This is a genomic window from Flectobacillus roseus (assembly GCF_030056595.1).
Classification (GTDB): domain Bacteria; phylum Bacteroidota; class Bacteroidia; order Cytophagales; family Spirosomataceae; genus Flectobacillus; species Flectobacillus roseus.
The window spans coordinates 16,189-40,112 of sequence record NZ_JASHIF010000032.1 but is presented as its reverse complement, the minus strand read 5'-3'; the positions used below and the strand labels follow the sequence as shown (position 1 = coordinate 40,112).

Here is a 23,924-nt window from a genome sequence, read left to right as displayed (position 1 = left end):
TCAGCATACTCTTGGGTTTCTTGTAGTATGTTGCTATTATCCAAACATTCGGCTAGTTTGAGTTGATACAAGTTCACTTTTGCTTGTTTTTTGCCGCCTGTGGTTGAGGGGGTTTGGGCTATACAGACTTGTAATCTGTTTAAGACTTGATTGGGATTGGTACTATCGGGTTTGAGTGCTAGTAAATCTTTCGCTATTTGGGGAAAATTGTCCGCGCTTTTGTAGGTATCCATAAAGGTCTTCTCCAAGGCTTTAAAACCTGTCTTGACTGCCTTGGTAACCGAAAGTAAGCTTTCTATATTTGCTTTTGTTCGGTTTTTAGCATCCTGCAATAATTCGCTTTTAATTTTTAAGCTATCTAAGGCTTCTCCAAAAGTACCTGAGTAGCTCCCGGGGCTGTTGAGGGAGTTGTAGAGATTGTTGTATTGGGCTGTCAGGTCACTGGCGATAAGGTTGGGATTAGAGCCTACCATTTGTACTTCGCCTGATGTCAGACAACCATAGGGCTGTGTTTCGTGAAGCCCTTTGCCTTCCATGAGTTGAACGCCCCTCCAGATAACTGGAATGCGCTGACCCAAAATAGGAAAATACAACAGCCCCTCCCCCGAGGTGTTGTCTATGACCTTGGTGATGCGTACATCATACCCATTGACATAAAAGGTACTGTTGGGCTTGCTTGTGAATGGCACGTCCCCAACGCCTGTATTGGATACTTCATCGTCCTGACAACTCACTACGTCTTTTACGACACTAACCCCACAACGAGTCTCGGTGGTAGTGGGTGGACGCTGAAGGTTTGAAACCAAATTATCATAATCCTGTTGGTTTACATCGCTTCCATTTACAGGAATATCAGCAGGATTGGTAGCTGCGTTTGGAATAACTGTCGCCGTGGTAGAGCCTGTACCACTTTGGGGATTTTCTTGATAAATATCCGAAGACCATTGACTATTCTCTCCTGAGCAAACACTCTGAACAGATAGCTCGTATTCGTTGCCACTCGGAAGCGCTAATACAAGGCTATTGCTGGTAGTATTTTGGAAAGTATAGTCGTCCTTGCTCGATTTCTTGCGCCAGCGAACCTGATAGCTCTGCGCCAGATTGACAGCACCCCACGAAAGTTCGTGATACCCTGAGCCTACGGATTTCAGCAGAAGTGCATTGGGAGATGAGCAGGTTAGCCCGTAACGAAACTCCCATACTTGGCTTTTGCCTTGGTTGTCATAGACATTCGTACCAGACACATCTTTGACTTGTACCTGCCAAGCATAACGCTTACCAGTTTGCAAAAGTGGCTTGGTGGCATCATAAGCAAGCATAGGTACCGATACACTAGTGGTGTATATGGGGGTTTTGCCTTCGGAGGCATCGTTGGCGTTTTCGTCCTCTCCCAATTCCCACAAGCTAAATTGGTAGCTTACTCCAGCTTGACCATTCAAGGAGGTAGCTTGGGGTGTCCACAAAAAACTAAAGTTTTGTCCATAGCGAGCATCTACCTCCGATTCGTTACTGGGAAGGTTGAGCAAAGGAGGCAAACCATTGTATTGGGTAAAACTATAACTAAATTTGTCTGATACCTGTCGATAGTTCCGAGCAGCATTTAGTTCGTAAAGTATTACCTCTATTGTCCAAAAACCACTAGATAAGACTCCCCCTTGGCTGAAAAAGTTGGGGTCAAGACCCTGTGATACTAAGTTGGTAGGCAAAAAATTCTCCGCCAAATCAATTCCTGTAATGGTGGTAATACCGCCAAAGTTTACGGTGATACCCTTACTTGCCACAAAGCTCTCGTTATTACGAATGTCGGTACCTTGACGAGTAAGGGCTATTCGGGCAAATACAGGGCCGGGAGTGCTGGTATTGTCTTTAAGATTGATGGTAATCGTTAGGGCATTGGTGGTATAAAAGCTACTCCAAGTCAGACTCTGCTGAGGAATAAAGGACACCGTCCCACTCAGGGGATAGTTTTGGGAAATAGCTTTAATCCCAAATACACATAATAGTAGCAGGCTTTGTAGATAAAATCGTAAGCTCTTTATCATAAGATTGTTAGGATAAGGGGTGTATGCCTATTTTGAGTTTGTTTTTGGGGTAATGGCGCCAAACTTGGTTTGGAACTGATACTGATAACCCAGTGTGAGGGTCATATCCCAAAAGTTGCGCTCTATGATTTTGCCAGGGCTCAAGTTTCGGTACATACTCAAAAGGCTAAGATTAAACTGATGTTCTTTACTAGGCTGAAATCCTAAAGTAAATCGAGCATTAAGTACATCGCCAGACTGATCGGTACTCCGAATAGTCTTCAGATAATTCAAGGCACTTTGGATCTGAATCTTTTGATTGAGAAGAGCCTTTTGGTAGGTAAAAGAAGGGCCAACGAACCACTCACTTCTGACTACTAAATCATTTCGATTGATATTGAGCGCAACAGAATAGTTTCTTTTTTGGGCGACAAGTTGATTATTGTAAACAAGGTTAAGGGTGTTTACCTGTGTGCTACGAGTCAACGAACCTTGCTGGTTTGAAGAACCTTGATATAAACCTTGGACTTGTAAAACCTGAGGGTGCTCTTTGGTAGCACGAGGAAGTTTTTTGACAAACATAAGTTGTAAATTCTGATTTATCTGACGGTAGTTGAGTGTATCAAGCCCAGCGTAGGTACTAATGGTGGTTAGGTATTCCATATCTGTACGCAAATTGGTATAACTCTGAAAGGTGGAGTAGGTTAAATTGAGCATAGTTTTGTCAGAAGGTATAAAACTAATATTGGTAGAGCCAACCCACTGCCAGAGTGTTTGGAGATTGGCACTCTCTGCCAAATTATTATGCTGACGACCAATCGAGACGGCAATATTCAGGCGGTTTTTCAACCAGTTGCTTGTGGTATTTAATGCTACATTTTCGAGGTCATTTACAAAATAATAAGCTCCATGAGTCTTATATTCAGGATCTACACGGGTATATTCTAGCGCTGTTTGAAAAGATTTTCCGCCATACTTTAGTCCTGTTTTTAGGGCTCTTTTAATAATCGTAGAACGGTTGGTTTGTAGTAGTCCTCCAAATGAAAAGTTGTTGGATTGGGGTTCATTCAGAGTGTTCCGGATATCTTTAGTAAGCCCAGACATCGCCAAATCCATTGATAATGTCCAATTTTTTTGAATCAAAGCAGAACCCTTAAATCCCACAGCAACATTGGCTTCTGGATAAGCGAAGTCATCGATGGTATAGGGCAATGAGCCAAGCTCGTCGCGCGAGTTCAATAAAGAAATTTCTTCGAGATAACCTTTTGATTTATAACCCAATTGGAATCCCCAACTTTTGCGTTGATAGGCAGGGTTATTGTTTCGAGTTTGCCCTGTAGTGTCCCGATAAACGGCCTTTTGCAAAGTTCCCCACATAAGGCTAGCATAAAAGGGTTTACGCTTGGGTTTGAACTGCACACCTATACCATCAAAACGGTGGCCGTTGAGTGTATAAGGGGAAAAAGTCATACTATTCACTCCCATCAACACCGTTAGACCTTTGTAGGTTGGTCTAAATTGGAAACGATTGAAAGGATTTTGAAAGCGAAGACGCTCATCAAAAGGACTTTTGAAGTTGATATTTTGGCTATTGAAAGTAAAGGTAAAAGGCATTTTGACCTTACCATAAAAATCAAAATTGATATTACCCGCCAAAATTGACTCAAAAGGTAGCCTACCAGTAGATTCTACGGCATTGGTAGTATAAAAGGTAGAGAGTGAGTTAACTCCCCCACTTACCTTAATTCCTTCTTGTAATACCTGAGAGGGTAATTTGGCAAGGTTTTTTAGTTTTTGAGCCTCTGCTTCTAAGTCTTGACTAAAAGCAGGTTGTTGAAGAGAAAATATTAGAATACCTCCTATCAAACATAGTCTAAGTGTAATATTTATGCTAGGCATAATACAAGTTATAAAACTCCCAATGAGGGATAGGTGAAATAATAGCAAGATTCATTACTGAGAAAGATCTCAAGAATGGTGTTAATAATGATTCTTAATCCTATAAAAATCATTATCATTCTGTCCAAAATCGCTGTTCTAATATGGTGCTGTGATTGAGGATTATATTACTCTTTCTTTTTGACCTTAACTTTAATTGATATTGGCTTTCCTTTCACCGAGATGATACCATCGGTGCTTTCGGCAAGGACCCGGTAGAAATAAGTTCCTGATGATTGAATTGGATCACGATATTCAAAAGTATCGCCCGATACAATGCCTAGCTTGTTGAAATCAGTTCCTGGAGTAAGTTTGCTTAAAAAGAAAGATTGTATTTGCCGCTTTTTTGAGAAATAGTTATACTTCCACTTTATGATTACTTCTTGCTTGGTGTCGTCGTAAGAAATAAATAGCGTATCTACTCCAGGAAGACGGTGAGGTCGATTGAGCTTGATTTCTACACGATTAGAATCATTTGAAATAAGACCCTCTTGGTCTATTGCTCTAAGGAGATAATTGGTAGACTTTTCTTCTTCCATACTTTCGGTTATATAGCGCAGGGTATCTTTGGCTAGTTTAACATCAGCAATAAATCGAGTAGCTGTATCGGGTAAATCTTGTTTATAAAGCTTGTAGGCAGCAACGTCCTCACTGGTACTTGGCAGCCATTTAATTGATGCTTTTTCATTTTCAAAAGCAAAATAGACCGTTTTGGGAGGTTCAGGAGGAGTAACATCGGGTCGATATAAGACCAAGGTATCATTTGCTCTTGTAGCATTTGAATGAAAGTCTATAGGTACAATTACATAGAGGACTTTTCGGTTGGTAGTCCCCATTGCCACCGTATCAATCATAGCGGTATCTGGGTGCTGGATAACACGAATCAGTTCCATGTCTTTGGGACGAATACCCTCTGCACGGAATACGTTGAATCCAAATAGATCACGTTCTTTGCCATGAGTCCACCCGATACGGGTAATCCCTTTTTTATTAATTTTCCCATGGAGATTCATTAGCTTCATGGGCGGAATAGAGTCAATAATATTTACTAAAAGAGGCTCAGATGTCTTTTGGCGACCTCTTAAGTCGACGGCTGCCACGGTATAGTAGATATTTTCGATGCCGTCTTCGATTCTATCAAAAATAGTTCTAGTGCTATTAGAAACAACCTCCTTATTAACTTTAGTGAAGTTCTTGAAATCCAAAGTTTTGTACACATTAAACCCTTGAAGGTTGATAGTCAAACTATCAGGAAATCTCCATCTAATTCCAACAGTTCTTTTATTGAGAAAATTAGACAATAAACTATCGGGTTCAGGTAAACGAGACTGAAAAGCAAATACCTTTACCGAATTAGAAGGATCTGATTGTTCTGCAAATGGATCAATTCCTCTAATTCTATAATAGTAATTAAGCATTAGTTTGGGCACTTTTGTAGTATATAGAAAAGCATCTTTTTCTTTTGGTGAATTCTCAATAGGAACAAAAGGAGCTTGATTCACCCGCTCATAGCTGACACCTCCATCAGCCGAACGCTCAATGACATACCCAGTAAAAATGGCTTGCTGAGGAATTACCCATTTGAGCGTCACAGTACTATCTACATAATCTAAATCTACCAACTTTTGAGGAGTATAAGCCTTTATATTCCAGCTCATTCCAGCAGTTACACGAGTTTCAGCTTTGAGTTTTTGAAAATCTGGATGGTTGAGCTTAATAGTATAATGATAAATTTCATTTGATTTGACTAAACTGTCTTCGAATGATAGCCGCATCAGGCTGGCAACTGTTGAAGAAAAATCAGCAGCAATCGAAGAGAATGCGAATTTACCACGAGTAATAGCACTTTTAAGGGATGTATCCTTCTCGGCAAGCTCTTCTGGTTTGTAGAAATAGAATGATTGCGCAGCTCTAACATAGTCATCGGTCTGAGCTAGTTTTGACCATTCTTGCTCGGAGAATGGCAACAAAGCTATTGTTTTAAAATCTTCTGGTTTTGCTAAAGTCTTATTATTACGAATTACGGTAGTACGCTCCAAGATATACCCATACTGATGCCCCAAAGCCCATATCTCAGGGGTTTGGGCTACCCAACGCAAACGAATTGTACCCTTACCATGCTTGGCAAGAAGTTGGAGGGTGGGTATGCTTTTTAAGGCTTGAACAGTACTTGACTTTTTTATTTGATTGTTGATTGTTGACTGTTTCTGTGGTTTACTTTGGCAGTACATTTCAAAGCCTATCACTTGTAAGCAGATTAATAGCAGAAGTTTTTTCATAAATGATTCTATATATTATTTTGATGGGTTCAATATTTATACGAAAAGGAAATACTAAAACTTAGTAGTCAATACTAGGGCAAGAGGAATAATACTCTTGGCCCCAGTATTTATCTTTACCTGATAACTTTGATGCCTTCAACTTGAGTACCACATAGGTTTTCGCATGAAACTTTTATGGTTTTTCCAATAAAAATTCCTCTGACACTCGTACTTTGGCTTTTTATCAAAATCGGATTTGTTGGATTCGATACATCGTACCAATTCACTGTTTGGGATTTACAAGCAGAGTCATCTACCGCCAGTATTCGAGCGACAGTGTCGTCATTAATCGTCAAAGAAGCAGGACATCTTTGTGAGACAATCTCTTTAATATCATTGTAATTAAATGATCTAGGGTTTTGGTTAGTGTAGGTCTGTATTACCAGTATTTCCCCATTTATCACTCTATTCTCTGTTTTGGTAAGTACCCATTGTGGGTCACAATCCAAAGCTACAGACTGTACACCATTTGAATTAGTACTATTACAACCATTCAGACTAGCTATTGCATAGAAAACCTCACCAACGCCATTATGCGAAACACTTATTTGATTACCAGAGCCCAGAGAGGTTCGATAATTACTTGACCATTGAATCGTACTTCCATTGTTAGAATCACCAAGTGTTTGGAGGATATAGCCACAATCATTGTCTTTGGCCATTAAAGAAACACTTGGAGCTGGAGGAGTAGGTCTATAATCTAGGTGATAGCTTGTAGATGGACCTACACAGCCTCTATCATTACAACGAACCTGAACATCCATACTGCGATTTACCTGTACTTGCATCATGTAAAGGTTTAAAAAGAAGACAGGAGATTTGTCTACATTTTTCCACGAATTGCCGTCAGTACTCCATTCTGGAGTTGCATTTGGACAATCATTTACCAAAAAAGTCATTGTTCTTTCACCACAATCCGATTGTGATGAATTGGTAAACGCAGTCAAATTAGTTGCTGGAGGATTTATCTTAATCGCTTGAACATGGGCTAACACTTCTGAACTCATACAGCTACCCACACGGCATTTTGCATAGAATGTACCCGCATTGCCCACTTGAATTGATCCTCCTGTTCCAATTTCCGAATCCGTATTATTATACCAAACTACATCTCCGTTTGAACAGCTACTTCTGAGTTGGGTATAACCACAGTATTGTAACTCCTCAATTGGATTTGGTTGATTTACATTTATCACTTGTACTGTTACAATTGCATCCGAACTAACGCACCCATCTCTTTCCGCACGAATTCGGATGGTTTGCGAATCTCTTACTTCAAGATATTGTGAATTTCTATTGATTAAATTATCTCCTGAATACCAATCAGATGGGCTATCTGAATAGATATTAGCCACAGCATTATTGCCACAAATCTTATAAATACCATTTTCGGAAATGGCACCAACTACATTTACTGCAGGCATGGCAGGGGTTTGTTTGATATAGCTAATAGAACGAGTTGCACTGACATTACACATCTCATTGGCACTACTAACAGTAAATTCACCCGTATTACTAATTCTAAGTGTATTTCCTTGTTGCCCGTTGCTCCAAGAATAACTGCCGTTACCACCATTTGCGGTTAATAAGGTAGAACCACATTCAGCATTTTCTGAAATACTCAATGGACTAGGATAAGGAATTACTCGTTGGCTCACCGAACGGCCATCGCTTTGACAGCCATCTCGACTTACCATTGCTGTGTAGGTATAATTACCAGCAACCCCATTAGCTTTTGGGGCTTCACTTAGCCATTGTAAACTTGCGCCTCCTGCTGAGTTAAAGGCTATTTCCACATTGGTTGGCTGTCCTTCGCAAATATCTTTTGCTGCTAAATAAGGTGGCTCTGGTGTTTGACGGATGTTACCTACTGTTACATTGGTACTTACCCCACACATTTCGTTGGTACTGCTAACGGTATATGTACCTGTATTATTTACTCGTAAGGTATTACCTTGTTGCCCATTGCTCCAAGTAAAGTTACCGTTACCACCTTGTGCCGTTAATAATGTAGAACCACATTCAGCATTTTCTGAAATACTCAATGGACTAGGATAAGGAATTACTCGTTGGCTCACTGAACGGCTATCGCTTTGACAGCCATCACGACTTACCATTGCTGTGTAGGTATAATTACCAGCAACTCCAATAGCTTTTGGGGCGTCACTTAGCCATTGTAAGCTTGCACCTCCTGCTGAGTTAAAGGCTATTTCCACACTGGTTGGCTGTCCTTCGCAAATATCACGGGCAATGAGTACTGGCGGTTCTGGTTTTTCTTTTACATGGACTGTAACTGAATTGCTCCATCCACTTTCGCACTCATTAATGATACATTTTGCTCTAAATGATTCAAATCCAGTTTTATTAACTTGAATTTCCGAACCCTCTTGTCCATTCGACCACACGGTTTTTTGGCTACAACCTGATGCCTTAATTGTAATTGACTGAGGGAAACACGCTTCTTGTACTGATGCCTCAATACTAGGCTGGTTTGGTACCTCAGCTATTGTCAATGTATAGTCAGTCCATTGGCTTGTACAACCATTTGATTCACATTTGGCTCGATAGGTTATTTGTCCGACAGGAGCATTCGATACACTTAAAGACTTATCTGGGGATTCCCAAACCACGGTACCTTGTTCACAAGTAGCTTCAATAACAGTACTTTCATAAGTACAGATTACTGAACGACCAAGTCTATTAGAAATAATAGGAGCCTTAGGAATACTATTAACTATTATGCTGATGGATGCATCTTGAGGTGATTTACAGCCCTTAGCATCTTGACAATATGCACTATAAGATGTGTTAATAGCTGGCTGAACCAATGCATTTTGTTGATTCCAGACTATCTCTGCTTGTTTACAAGAGCCTATCAACTGAATTGCATCCCCTGAACAAATGGAGTTATTTGGTTTATTCGTGGACAGCGAGGGTAGTTCTGGTAATGAGTTTACGACTAGTCGTTTTGAAGGAACAACTGTACTAAAACATAGATTATTGAGGTTACATCTAACACGATATATACCTGCCTCATTTACAACCTTTGTAGAACCTCCTTCAGTCCAATTACCATTATCAAATTGCCACTCAAGCTTACCTACAGGGCATCCTGCAGCTGTGAGCGTAGCGCTCTGGTTGGCACATATTTCATCAGTGCTAATAGCCAAGCTAGTATTAAGCGATGTATTATCGACAATATCTATGGTAACTTTCTCAGAAAGCGCCCCTTCACATCGTAACCCACGATTCTGATCGATAATTCGAAGGCATTTAGCATAGAAGGTAGAGGACTTATTCGGCGTAATAACTAAACTTTTACCTTCACTAAAAATTGTAGATGTATTGTCTTTATACCAGACAACCGTTTCTCTTTCTGAACAATTGTTTACAAATAAATTGACAGAAGTGTTTGAGCAAACTTTATTAACCTCCAATCCGCTAGTAATCAAGGCCTTTACTGGAACAGAAACCTCGATTGGAATAGAATTCGATTTACTACTTGAACACTTTTCACCTTTACAAGTGGCAAAATATTCTGTACTCACAGGAGGTGAGAAGACAAAACCGTTTCCTGATGGAGGAATTGACCAAACCAAGGTTTCCCTTACTTGGCAGCCCTGAGTCACATTGATTGAAATAGAGCCTCCAAAACAAATTGTTGAGGAACTTGTTGAAGCAAGGGCAATTGTTGGAGGCTGTGGTGATGGTAATACATCTATATCGGTAATGGTATACCTTTTCTTACCCTCAACAGTACACTCCAAAGTAATAGAAGCTGATTCCTTCAGTTGCAAAGAAAGTTCTTGGCTTGTCCCTAAAGAAGCCTGATCGTTTTGAGACCAGTTAATAGAACCTGCACAGTTGGTAGCTTTTAAGGACACGGTTTCCCCCGCACAAATACTGGTTTTAGATACCTCAATATGGAGGGGTGTTAAATTAATCGCCACATATTCAGACTCACTCAAGCAGTTGTTCGCCTTGTTTAAACAACGTAGCTCAAAGTCTGTACTATTTGTAATTTTTGGTGTAATTAGAGCAGTAGTTTCTTCCGTGCTCCAAACATAGCTCGTTCCATCCGAACAGCCAGAACCCTCCAAAGAAATTGTTGTTCCAAAATCTACGGTAGTCGATGATGCTTTAATAGATGGCTTCGCTGGTTTTAATCTGCTCTCACAGTCAGTTCTTGGCGGGGTAATTACAGTATACCCCGGTCCATAATCTGTCTTTATGATTGTCCGACAACCATCCTCTGTATATCTAAATAACTGAGAGGCCGAGGTAATTTCTTGTTGTGATATCGAAAAAGTAATTGGTTTATTATCTGCCGATAAAACCGTAAATGAGTAGCCCTCAGCAGGAGCGCTCCATGGTTTCATTTGAACTGACTTAGTCCCATCTGTATAAAACCCTATTGTATATTTGGCACCTTTTTTATTAACCTCATCGTTATTTTTACAATCGATATAAACAAAAGGCGTAGCTATGCAATAATTAGCTTGTTGGAAAATACCATTATTGAAGGCATACCATTTACGCTCTATGCCACTACCCATGGTGTAATACTGTAAAGACAAAGGCTTGACCTCTGGATTAATTTCTTCGTAAGCGAAATCTCCCTCTTTGAATGCCGTAAAATCTGCCTTGGTATAGGCTTTTATAGTTTTAGCAGTACCACAAGCTTCTGTAGCTGTAGCCCCTGCTCCGTTAAATGCAAATGGCTTATAGTTATATTCGTTTGCATCCAAGTTTTCACCACATTTGTAAGTCTTTTCATTTTCAAGAATAACTATTTTAAGCAACTCCTTTTTAGCCACTAACTGGGCTTCTTCTTCTGGTTGTAGAGTTAAAGTAGCAGCAGTATTACCTTGGGAAAAAGTAATCGATTTACCATTAGAAAGCGTCAAATACAGTGTTTCAGGCAGCTTTTGAGGTTGGAAAGTTACCTCATTTTCCCAACTTTCAATAATGTAGTGAAATTCCGTGGAACCTGTATTTTGAAGAATGGCAGCCATATCATTCTTGCAGATATCGCATACTCTCGTATCCCCTTTAGGATCACAGTCTGAATCACACATACCATCCACCTGATTGATAATAGCTTGGTCGTTTTTTCTAATAGTAATACAAGGGGTAATCTTAGGACGAGGGTGTACTTGAACAGTAAATGTGTAGTTTCCAGCGGCTTCAACACTAAAATTCTGAGGACTCGCACATTCGCTGACACTTTTTTGTAGTGATGAATATCTTACAATTGCATTTTCCGCTTTGTATTTGACATTACTAAATGTTTCATTCTCTCCTGTAAAATTATGTTTGATTTTCAAATTACTTGGAAACTCTATTGCCTTATTGTTACTATCAAAAAGCTCGAAACTATAAAGTATCGGGGTACTATCTCTTTCCTGACGCTCACAGTGTACTACAATTTTTTTGCTTAGGGTATTTACCTCATTAAAATCTAGTGCAGGCCTAGAGGCAAAACAAAAACTATTAGTAGCTTCTGAATATAAAGCAGGTAAACTTTGCCAATTTCTTTGTTGGTAATAGCCAAATTTTTTGATATCGTTGATAATATCAATGCAAAAACTGGTACCTTGAGGAAGAAACAATTCTGGAACGGGTAAATTATTATTGCCATTCAAGAGGCATTCGTAAACACCGTTGTTAATCATGCTGTTAAAATTCATAACCGAAAAAACAGGTGCTTTTGTTGGACTATCTTCACCTTCATTTCTTGTTAGAACCTCATCTTTTAATGAGAAATAATTATTCTGTATTAGATATGGGGTAGGCAACATCAAATCGGAAGCGTAGCTAGCCTCGTCTCCTTTAACGCAACTTGTGTTATTCCACTTGTTATTTAATGCTGAAATCCATGGTGTTGTATCACTTAGATACATAGATAGCTTTTGTTTTTCCTCTAATGAAAAACCTTCGTCTACTGATTCGTTGGTTATAACCTCAAATCCATAATTGCTTGTGTTCCAAGAAACTTGAGCATTTGCACGATAAGCTGTAATTTTCTCTTTAAATGTATTGAATTTACTTACTCTAAAGAAGTGGGCTGTATAAAACGGTTTTGTCACGCCATTTTCAGTATACTCAACTTTTAGTTCATAAATTTTATCTGAGCTAAGCTGACTCAAAGAAAACGAGGTTCCATTAGCATCGGTCAAATTTAAAGGTGATTTATCACCGATCAGATTTCCTTTTTCATAGATACCCAGTGAAAACAGACAGCCAGTACATAGATTATTAATCTCAGAAGCAATTCTACTTTCTACTTTAAAATATCCCTTACCTTCGTACTCTCCTTTATAAGTATTGTATTGGTTTTTTGCAGGATAGGCCACTACATCCAAATCAGTTAAATCCCACTGTTGGTTATTGGTTTTAAATGAAAAATCATATACTTGGCTAAACTGAATTGTAGTATTATCCAAGGTAGTTGAGACTGTATTCTTAAGTCTATCTTGTATAATTGGATCATATATACGAATACTTAATCTCGCATCATAGTCAGTATTTGAGGCAAGTTGTTTTCTTGGTAACGCAATAGGAGTACTTAGCTTAGAGATATCTAGAGGATCTATATCTGCAATTGTAACAGATGGAACACCAAGAGAGAAAAAGCTTTGATCTGGCTTTTTATAGGTTACTATAACTTCCATTTTATACTTTTTAGACTGCGCTAGCTTAGATAGCTGATCTACTGGGTAAATAGCATTCAAATAAAAGTTTCCAAGAGGGCTCACCGTATTTTTGGGGGTAATCGACTCTACAAAATTCCAGTTTGTGAGTGTCACATTATCGCTATCTGTTGCAGGCAGACAGGTAGGTTTTGGGGCATTATCACCAATTTTAGCATCCACTTTGATAGAAACTTTAGCCTTCCATACCCTTACATAGGCTGCAAAAATTCCCTCTGCATAAAACGGTTGAGGGAATCTAGCTTTAAGTAATACCCCTATACCAGCCTCCAACAGAGGAACTCCAAGTACTGATACATCAGCACTTGCATAACCATATATTTGAGCTTGAGCATTCCAACTGTTACCACTTGAGGCAACCCAACCTTCAGGACATGAAGTTTTTACCAAAAGGGCATCAAAACCTGCTCCTGCACTTGCATTTACCCTTACCACACCTATAAAGTTCATACCTATGTTGATAGAAACGGCAGCTCCGAATGCGAGCCCAGTACCTTGTACTAAATCTGGATTCCCTTTTTTGTCGGCCAACATGGATTGATTTGACACACCGATATCTTCTTTTTTCTCATTGAAAATTGAAGCAAAACTCTCTGGTACAAGTGGTGGTGGCAGATCAGTGTCAACTCCATCTCCTAACATAAAGTACGCGTTTACTGCTGCTGTAATATCCAAAGCACTACTTTTGGACTCAAATACCAATCCTAGGCGATCACTTACAGGATTGGCACGCCCTATGTACAAATACTTTTTACTATTCGAAATATAAAGCATTCCGTAGCCAGTAGACTTTACTGCCGCATTACCAAACCCAACATTTAAGTTAATGAAGATGTCGGGGTACATTTTGATAGAAAATGAGCCTTCTTGATCGGTACCGCCTGAATTATAGGCAACGACTAAGCCCAATGCTATTCTATTCGGGGAGGCTGAACCTTTTTTGTCAGATTCTTTTCCACTAAATAAGTTTGCCAAACTGTTATTCTTACTGGCGGTGGCTGTATTTCCAGTTGTTGAAGTACTTTCGGTTTTGGTTTCACCTTTCGCAACGGCTTCATCAGCTTGTGCCACCTCCTTGAATAGTGTTGGGCTAATAGGTATGTTGCTTCTGATTTGAGATACTTTATCACCCATTTCTTTAAACCCTGTAAGCATTTTTTCTCCTACAGGGGGGATTTTATCCATAATATCCTGAAGCTGGTATCTGGCATATCCCACAGCCTTGAAACTAAGTCCGCCAGAACTGGTGCTTTGTGCAGCCAACATTATAGATAAGTCTACGTTGGCAGCGGTAGTCATATCCAATCCTAAATTAAATCCCCATGCGTTAGGATCCCATTGATAAGATAAGCCTGTTCGTGCTCCGTTTACCTTATCGGCAATATCACCTTTCATGCTCAGGTTTTTATAAACGCCACCAAAGACTCCTTTTAACAATACTGTACCTAAAGGAATCCCAGGCGAACCAAATTGAAGATCGACATCAACTCCCCATGCAGCTTCTTGTACACCCGATTTTTTAGCATATACAATGTATACGCCACCGCCTACGCTTCCATCACCGTTAGATGATTGTCCGTCGGTCATGGCTGCTGAATGCTCAGGCGCCATTAATTTCAAACCAAAACTACCACTACCTTCAAAACCTGTTAAATTGTCAACACCTAGCCGTTTAGCATTTTCAAATGTGGCAACGGATGCTTTAAAATCAAAACTGGGAAAATGTCCCTCTATCTTAAACCCAATGAGGCCAAATGTTTTATACTTGAATTTTGGCTTATCCGAATCCATAATTTCCACTTGGTACTCGAAGTCACCACTCAGGCTTATCTGTTGAGAAGCTTCTGACCCTTGGACACCTGCACTAATCGTTGTAGTGCCATTGATGTATTTTTTATCCGATGAAACAGAAGCAGATATATTTTGAAGTGATAAAGCAAACCCCATAATTTGGCTTCCTGTATTGGCTACAGGTTCCAGTGTAAATGCATTTATGTAAGGAGACTCGCTTAAAACTTTTAACATAGGTAGTCTCAAAGAGTATGTCTGTCCAGACCCCACAATCGTTAGTTTGGCTTTACTGATTGTAACAGCGAATGCACCTATTACCCCTGTATTGAGATTGATACTACCTTCTCCTCTTATAAAAGTATCTGCTGCTGAACCTGTTGTGGTCGATGTAGATTCTTTAATTCCATTTGTTGAACTCGCCGTTGAAGTTTTAGTAGAGTTATCAAAACTTAAATCTGCATTGAATAAATTCACTCTCAATTTATCTCCCTTATCTGGCTTTAATGTTGCTGAAAAATTGAGTATCTCTCCTGATTTATTTAAGTCAAAACTAAGATCTTTTCCATCCAAAATAGGAAGCTCCAAATCACCTCCAATCGCAAACTCCTTCAACTCATTTTTTGTGATAGTCACACCTGCTCTAGTAATATCAACTGAAAAGCCTTTACCATCAGAAGCCCTAGCTTCAATTTTATTATTATAAAACATTTTACCGTTTAAATTCCCAGAATCATCAATATTAAGGTATGTTAGATCTAAGAATATGGCATCTGAGGTACTCTTTTTAAGTGCAGTAGGAAGTCTAAGTCTAAAATTTAGAAAGGATATTATATTTCTGGAGGTTGCATTCGGGTTAGTGTTAGTTGAAAGATCTAGCATGACATTTCCATCTGATAAATTTGTATCACAAATCTCAGTGCTTACTTCGGGATTCGTTGTACTAGACCAGAATCCTATATATTTGAATTGTGTAAACTGTAAACCATATTTTTGAGGAAAGGAAAGTTTGATTTTTAAATCACCCCATGAGGTTATTTTGGCGCCAAATACCATTTTGGCAACCCTGTTATCGTCAGTAATTGCAATACCATCGATCTTTTCTGCTACTACAAATTGCGGGTCAAACTCAAATTGTCCTGACAATCGAAGACTAAACGCACTAGGATTATTGGTCTCTGAGGCCTTACAACCCAAACATATTCCAGTACCAACGCTTAAGGAAAGTTTGCCAACACCACTCAATGACAATAGTGATATATTCATAGGAGCGATTAATTGTAACCCTGCACTAAAAGAACCTCCTTTTTTTAAAGTTAGCTCTCCCCCAAAATATAAACTTGTGACCTCTTTCTTTTCATTCAATTGGGCTTCATTTGAATTCATTTTACTCAAGATTCCTATCTGAGCTTTTGTATCAGTTTTCGTAAAAATTAGAGAGGTAATAACTAAAGTAGCGTTTAAACCACCATGTTCTGTACCTCCAATTTCAATTACTATGGGTAATTTACTGAGATTCAATTTCTGCCATCCTCCATTTACAAAAGCATTCACATTCTCTATTCGAACCCTTGACTCTGCTGTCTTAACTGCATTTTCAATTGCCAAAGTAGAGACTTCATCCGTTGCCGAAGGCAATACGCTTCGGCCGTCGTCTATAAAATAATATTTCCCATCATGCCAAGGCATGATGGTTTGGTTTTCTAATCGTAAAGGACGGATACCTGACTTTAGAGATTCTTCCTCTGACATTTCAAAGGCATCCTTGGTTATATTGTCGCCTGAAAAGGCAGGGAAAGTGATACATATCAGTAACATTGCCCAAATGATAGATGTAAGTGCAATAAAGGTTCTTTTCATATCTAGTCTTCAGTTGGATGCTAGTCTGTTGGAGGTGTATCCTGACAGACTAGCAATAGTACTTAGATTCTAATTCTATTATAAATTTTTCGAATAAATATCTGGTTAGTAATCAGTTATCATTACTTGCCTTGTTAGCTTCTGCTTATTGGCTTCAATTATCATTGAGTAAGCTCCGATTCGTAAATCAAGATCAATTGGAAAAGATAGTGTTGTATTAATATCCTTCTCAGCTACTTGATAGGTTTTGCTATATACTGTCTCGCCTGTTGCTACTCTAACCAAGCGTACAAATACGTCTGTACTTAGTTTTGCCTTAAGTTTTAGGTAAAACTGACCTTGATTGGGGTTTGGAAATATGATTGCCGAGGTCACAGGATTATTCTGGTAGAAATATAATGAGTCTGTATCGTTGACATCTTCAGGCTTGAATATCTTAATATTACGAACTAAGTAGTTTTCACAATTACCCAAATAGGCATACATTGCCACCGTTTTTTCACCTTCTGTTGTCGGAATGAATACTACTTTATTAGAGTTTTTACTGACAAGAATTGAATTACTTGGAATAAACCAAACAATACGGTCAGGTACAGGCTTTGTTACATCTAGGGCAACAATAGTATCTCCCACAAATGCTTGAGTAGCGAGTGTAAAATCGGCCTTGAGCGCATTTTTACTGTTGGTGAGGGTATAGCTTTTCTCGACTGTACATCCTGTCTTGTTAGACACTATTACCTTATAAATGCCAGGGTTAACGATAGCATAGGTAGATTGATTTGCTCGGGCTAGCTCCTCGATGTCGTTGAAATACCAACGAATATTTTTCCCTTTATTCTTTACATCTAAAGTGATGCTTTGCCCAATGCACAAGGTATCTGCCCCTTTTCCCGATCCCAGAGCAAAGGTTTCTAAACTGTCTGTTTCTAGAATAGTATTCGTCAATTGTAATTGACAACCGTTGGCATCTTTGATTTTGACAAGATAGTTTCCTGCATGAAGCGAGTCAAAGACTCCCTGCCCGCTATTCAGAGCTATGGTTTTACTCAAATTGGCATTACTGAGCAATGCTGTAAACCCACCAACACCTCCAGAGGCTTGGATATTGAGTTGGGCAGTGTTTGTGCCGTAACAAATAGGAAGTGACTTGTTAACTTGTGCCAATATGGCTGATGGCCATTTGAGTTCGACCAAGCGGACAGTATCTTGACAACCTTTTCGATCCACTACTTTATAGGTATATTGTCCTTGAGTTAAGCCTGTAAATCGGTCAGCGGATTGCTTGGTTGAATTATCTTGCCAATAGATATTACCGCCGTTTCCTCCTGTGGCTGTCAGTTGTACAATCCCGTTTGACTCACCTAAGCATAGGGGATTAGATTTTGAGAATAAACTCAAATCTAATAGTTGTGGCTCGGTTGCTGATAGTTGTGAAGTAGCTAAGCACTTATTGGCATCTTTTACCCAAAAATGGTATTGACCTGCTTTTAGTCCCGAAAACAAACTATCACTAAAGTAATTTATACTATCTTTTGAGTAGATATAACTCTTTACTCCACCTGTTACTTTCAACAATATGGCTCCATTGTTTTCCCCAAAGCATTTTACTGTATCTTGATAAATTGGTGTAATTACCAACTTGTCAGGCTGGGCAACCTTGACGCTAGTACTTAATTTACAGTTATTAAAATCATATACTGTGACTGTATAGTTATTTGATTTCAGTTTTGAGAAAATACCCGTTGATTCAAATGTTTCTGCTACTTCTTGATTTTGAAGTGAGTAACGATACGGCGGAGTAGCTTGTAAACCAAGCACTTGCACTTGACCTGTCAAGTCTCCAAAACAGTCATTTTCTTTGATAGTGATTTTATTTTGTAATAATGTGGGTTGTGTTAAAGTGTAATTTACTGTATCCACACAATTGTGACTATCTATTACATAAAATGTATAGGTTTTTGAATACAAATTTGAAAACTCCTTCGTATTTCTTGAGCCGTCTATTGCACTCACTATTCCCTCAAAATTCGCTGTGTAATTTGGTGTTCCGCCTGTTATTGCAATATTGATTTTACCATTGCCATCACCATAGCATAATGGCATTGTACCAACACTTACAGTCTTGATTTTGCTAGGCTCGGTTAATACCATATTACCGACGGTTGCCGTGCAACCTTTTCGATCTGTGACTTTTACGGAATAGTTACCATCTGGAAGATTGTTGAAATAGCTGCTGTTTTGACTACGGTTTTCGTAATCAATTGTATAAATATTTCCGTTATTGCCACCAGTAGAGACTACTTCAATGATACCGTCTTTTGATTTATAACATAAGGGATTTTTAAAATCCTTTTGGGATATTGCTAGTAGATTAGGCTCGGTCAAGCTTAAGGTTTTCTCTGTTTTACACTGATTGGCATCTTTTACATGAATAGTATAATTGCCTTTTCCTAATCCGCCGAAGCTATTACTTGAGATATAATTTGTACCGTCTAAGGAATAACTGTACGTTGGAGTACCTCCTTGAGTAGGAATAGTTATGACACCATTAGTTTCTCCGAAGCAACGAATTGTATCTTGATAATACGGATTTATTACTAGTTGTAGTGGTTCTATCAAAGTAATAGCCTTATTGCTAATACAATTATTGGCGTCTTTCACCCAAATGGTATAATCACCTTTTTTGAGATTCTCAAAATTCGTTTCGCTTTGATAGTTTTGATTATCTCTTGAAAAACGATAAGGTGAAATACCTCCTGTTGCACTGGCAAAAATTTTACCCGTGGCATCTCCAAAACAAAGGTTATCATTTTTTGAAAGCTCTTCTACCAACAATGTCGGTTCAGAGATGAGTACCCGAAGACTATCCTGACAACCTAAAGCATTAAGACTGGTTAACTTATAACTTCCTTTGGTTAATCCCTCAAACCTTCCTGAGGGTTGCCAACCGCCGTTATTAATATTGTATTGAAAAGGCGCTTGATTATTGTTTCCAGATACAACTATTGTACCTGTACTTCCTCCAAAACATAAGGCATCTGATTTACTCACCAACTGTAAATCTGAGCGGTTTTGTTCTTTTAGCTCTACACTCAATACATATTTACAACTTTGTGGAGTATCCCTAATTTCGATAGCGTATACATTAGGGGATAGATTGCTAAAATAAGGGTTACTAGTTTCTGGATTATTATTGAGTTTATAGACATACCCCCCGTTTCCACCTGTTACATTTATCACCGAAATATTACCATCAGAGTATGTACAATTAATCCCCGAGACTTGATAATTGGCCTTAATTCCATTCGGTGTTGATAGGTCAATATTTTGTCTATAATAGCATAACTCATCGCTAACGGTAACGACATACGTTCCTGAGAATAGACCTGAAAATTGTGAATTCGAAGAAGCTGTCTGTTGGGTTGACAATTGATAGTTGTATCCATTTCTCCCTCCCTGAACATTCGTTATGGTAATAACTCCATCATTGGAATTACAGGTACTAGGGAATGATTTATTGACATCAAAAGTTATTTTTGAGTTTTTAGGAATAATGGTAACAGTATAATTTTTACTACAACCTCTCTGGTCGGTTGCTGTTACACGATAATCGCCAGCTGCCAATTCATTGAAATAGCCAGTTGTATTATTGATGGGATTGATGGGATTGCCAAGACTATTATCGCCACTAAGTAGATAGCTAAACCCACCGTTTGAACCGCTTGCTAGTATTTTTGCCTCTCCTTTTGAATAATAGTCACAGTCTACGTCTTTCTTCATTAACGTAGAAAAAGTAATATCCGAAGGCTGAGACAAGTTGATGCCTCCGAGGCTAAAAGTACAATTATTAGCATCTTTACCATACACCGTATAATTGCCTGCTGAGAGCTGCTCAAAGCTAGGATTAGATTGTAAGGTATTTGTGCTTAAGCCTACCAAATAGGGAGCTGTACCTCCTTGGCTAGTGACCACGATCTTTCCTGTTTTATTCTCAAAACAAGAAAGGTTTTCTGTCGAAGCTAAGGAAGTTGTGTAGGCCTGTGCTGGCTGTGATACAGTCGTTTGAACAGATTTTTGACAATTGTTCCCATCTTTTACCAAGAAAGAATAGGTTCCGCTTGTCAAATTAGTGAAAGTGTTTGCCGTTTGAAAAGTACTTCCATTAACGGCATAACTGTAATTACCGGCACCACCTGTAGTCTGGAGTGTTACAACACCATCGTTACCTTGAAAGCATTTAACGGCTGATACAGAATTTATGGTAAAAGTAATGTCTGTAGGCTGAGTGATAGTTTTATTGGTACTCGTTGTTATACAGGCATTTGCATCTTTTATCCATACTTTGTAGTCGCCGATGGTCAGAGAGCCAAATGTGTCATTATTTTGGTAAGTATTACCATCCAATGAATATTGATAGGGTCCAACTCCCCCAGAGGATAGACCTTTTATTGTGCCTGAGTTTCCTCCAAAGCAGAGGACTTGGCTAAGTATATCGAAATTAGCTGAAAGTGCTGTTGGTTCAGTAACCTGTACGCTCTTTTGTAAGGTACAGTTATTGGCATCTTTTAACGAAACTACATAATTTCCAGCAGTAAGATTATTAAATTGATTTGTAGAAAGAAAGTTGACGTTATCAATAGAATATAAGTAACTCCCGACGCCACCGCTGGCATTTGCCGTAAATGAGCCAGTGGCTTGTCCATTACATTTTACAGCTATACTTTGAAAGTTCATTTCCAAGGCTGACGGTTCAACTAAGGTAGTCGAACTACTCTGTATTACTTTAACACAACCCGTAAGATCTTTTACATAAACCGAATATGCCCCTGCTTTTAACCCTGAGAAAATATTACTGCTTTGGTAATTTGTTCCCTCCAAACTATATGTATAGGCTCCGTTTCCCCCAATGGACTGTAGGGTAAGTTGACCTGTTGATGCGCCTTTACAAAGAATATCTTGTTTTTGAGTCACATTGGTCACAATACTACTTGACTCAAGTATTTCAACTTGAATACTATTCATACATTGATGTGCATCTTGTACCTGCGCGGTATAAATACCCGCTTTAAGGTTTGAAATCGTATTGTTTGGACTATAACTTGACTGGTTAGTAAGTTTGTAAGTATAGGGTTGTGTACCTCCTACACCTCCCAATACTACCTGTCCGGAGCTACCTCCATTGCATATAACATCTTGTTTGCTTTGAAGGCTGGCAATCAATATTGATGGTTCTGATATTGTAGTGATACCTGATTCTTTGATACATCCATTAGCATCTTTTATCCATACTTTATAGTTACCTGCCCCTAAATTACTCCGGGTTGAATTGTTCGAGTAATTGATGTTGTCTAATGAATACACATAGGGAGCAATACCTCCAGAGGCGCCTAGTAAGAGCGTTCCGTCCTTTTGTCCGTTACAAGATATTTGATTTTGGATATTCACAACAGGAATCACTTCACTTGGTTGTGTGATAGTGCCAGAGGTTGTTGCACTACAAACATTATCTTTGATAACAATCTGATAACTTCCCGCTGAAAGTCCCTGAAATTGTGCATTTGAGCCAAAGTTTAATCCTCCGTCTATGGAGTATTGAATACCTCCATTAGAGGTAGAGTTGGAGGTATTGATGTTAAAACCACCATTGTTGCCTCCAAAACAAGTTACATGAGAAGTCGCAACCGAAGGGGGAAGCAATTTGCTGTCGGAGTTGATGATTAATCCAGTATTGGTACTTATACATCCACTCAAATCCTTGACATAGCCTGTGTAACTACCTGTAGCTAAATTATCAAATTGAGGCCTAGATACATAATTCTGACCATCTATTGAATAACTGTAGAAGCCCGTTCCACCCGAAGCTGAAAAGGTAATTCGTCCGTTTTTTTGATTAAAACATGTTTCGTTTTGAACCGAACTCGTTAACGAAAGAGGAGTGTTACCATTTACGGTGGCAGAAGTTGTAGATTCACAACCAGAGGCATCCTTCACCTTAATAGTATAATTTCCAGGAGCTAATCCTGTAAATGTATTATTTGCTTGAAAGCTCCCACTATTTAATGAATACCTGAATGGTGCTTGCCCTCCATTTGTTAATACACTGATACTACCTGAGTTGGCTCCTGCACATCCCGCATTTACAACTGTAGTTGACAAAGAGATATCCTCAACCACTTGTAGCTTTTGATAAACATTTAAAGCCCCATCAATTGTTGCACTAACATAATGTATACCCGAACTGGAAGGGTTAAGCTTCACGCCAGTCCGGTAAGGTAATACAGAACTATTGTCTAAACTGCCTGTCGTAGTTGTATATTTCACAAATCGATCAAGCTTTCCATACTCTACACCATCGATATAAATATGATACGCACTTTCATCGAAGCTAATTTTATAGGTGCTATTGCTAAAGTCCCCATCAAAATGGCTAATATCAAAATCACCCAGATAATTACGTTTCCAGATTTCGAAGCTATTATTTGTAATAAAGCGAACTTGCACACCCCCTACTCCGAAAGTGAAATCAAATCCGCTGGTATTACTTCCATTATGTTTGTACTCAATAGAATAAGGCGTAGAACCAGAATAATAGGTATTAGCCGTAAGTTTCAAAAAGTTTGAAGTGTTTACTTGTCCTGATGAAATTTGATAGTTTGTCGGATTCCCTGCAAAATAACTTGAAAAGTCTCCAGAGGAGATGGGTGAACCATTGACCTTAAATGTTCCTAAGCTTATTGGATCTCCAGTAGTAATATCAATTACAGTTGCCATTAACACGTGGGCGTTAATTAATACTGGCTCACACTTTCCCGTTTGTACAGGGTTGGATAGCTTATCATAGGCAGGAAGAGCGTAGGTAGGGCTAATACCATTACCCTGATAACTATTACCTTTCGGAACTTCAATATACACATAGTCGTCAGATACTACCACTGGGTCTGATATCTCATTACGACATATATCTTTTACAGTGAGTACATCATTAGGTTTCAAAAAGCCAAAATCGGTTGCGACACTATAAAAACCACCTCGAGTGCCACCCCCTACATAATAGAAAGAATTGGGATAACCTGGGCCTATGAAGTAGTCTTGTCCTTCTATGAGCTTAACCCCATTTTTATAAAACTCATAGCAGCTTCTATCTGTAGATAGCATTTGTCTAACTACGATACTTCGATCCGTAAACTTTTTTAAATCCAAAACTGGTTTGCCTACTTGAGACAAACCAGACATAACAAGTGTAGAACTAAACACTAATAGAAGTAGTAGTTTCTTCATTTTTA

At 38.9% G+C, this 23,924-nt stretch carries 5 protein-coding genes; all 5 read right to left on the bottom strand.

Going from position 1 to position 23,924, the window contains the following annotated elements; genetic code table 11:
• Positions 1 to 2,042 (bottom strand): fibronectin type III domain-containing protein (locus QM524_RS25215; protein WP_283346788.1); only part of this gene is annotated, 2,042 nt, incomplete at its 3' end.
• A 27-nt stretch (positions 2,043 to 2,069) separates the two neighbouring features.
• A complete protein-coding gene (locus QM524_RS25210; protein WP_283346787.1) occupies positions 2,070 to 3,920 on the bottom strand; it encodes a hypothetical protein in 1,851 nt (616 codons plus the stop codon).
• A 167-nt stretch (positions 3,921 to 4,087) separates the two neighbouring features.
• On the bottom strand, positions 4,088 to 6,238 hold the full coding sequence (locus tag QM524_RS25205) for a hypothetical protein (RefSeq protein WP_283346786.1): 2,151 nt from the start codon (positions 6,236 to 6,238) through the stop codon (positions 4,088 to 4,090).
• Positions 6,239 to 6,354: 116 nt separating this feature from the next.
• Positions 6,355 to 16,641 carry a hypothetical protein gene (locus tag QM524_RS25200; RefSeq protein ID WP_283346785.1) on the bottom strand — a complete coding sequence of 3,429 codons (10,287 nt, stop codon included), beginning with the start codon at positions 16,639 to 16,641 and terminating at the stop codon, positions 6,355 to 6,357.
• Positions 16,642 to 16,746: 105 nt separating this feature from the next.
• Positions 16,747 to 23,919: a SprB repeat-containing protein gene (locus QM524_RS25195; protein WP_283346784.1), complete on the bottom strand. Its 7,173-nt coding sequence runs from the start codon at positions 23,917 to 23,919 to the stop codon at positions 16,747 to 16,749.
• Positions 23,920 to 23,924: the final 5 nt, after the last annotated feature.

Coding starts and splice junctions, on each gene's coding strand:
- QM524_RS25200 (WP_283346785.1), bottom strand. CDS start 16,641: ATGAAAAGAACCTTTATTGCACTTACATCTATCATTTGGGCAATGTTA.
- QM524_RS25195 (WP_283346784.1), bottom strand. CDS start 23,919: ATGAAGAAACTACTACTTCTATTAGTGTTTAGTTCTACACTTGTTATG.
- QM524_RS25205 (WP_283346786.1), bottom strand. CDS start 6,238: ATGAAAAAACTTCTGCTATTAATCTGCTTACAAGTGATAGGCTTTGAA.
- QM524_RS25210 (WP_283346787.1), bottom strand. CDS start 3,920: ATGCCTAGCATAAATATTACACTTAGACTATGTTTGATAGGAGGTATT.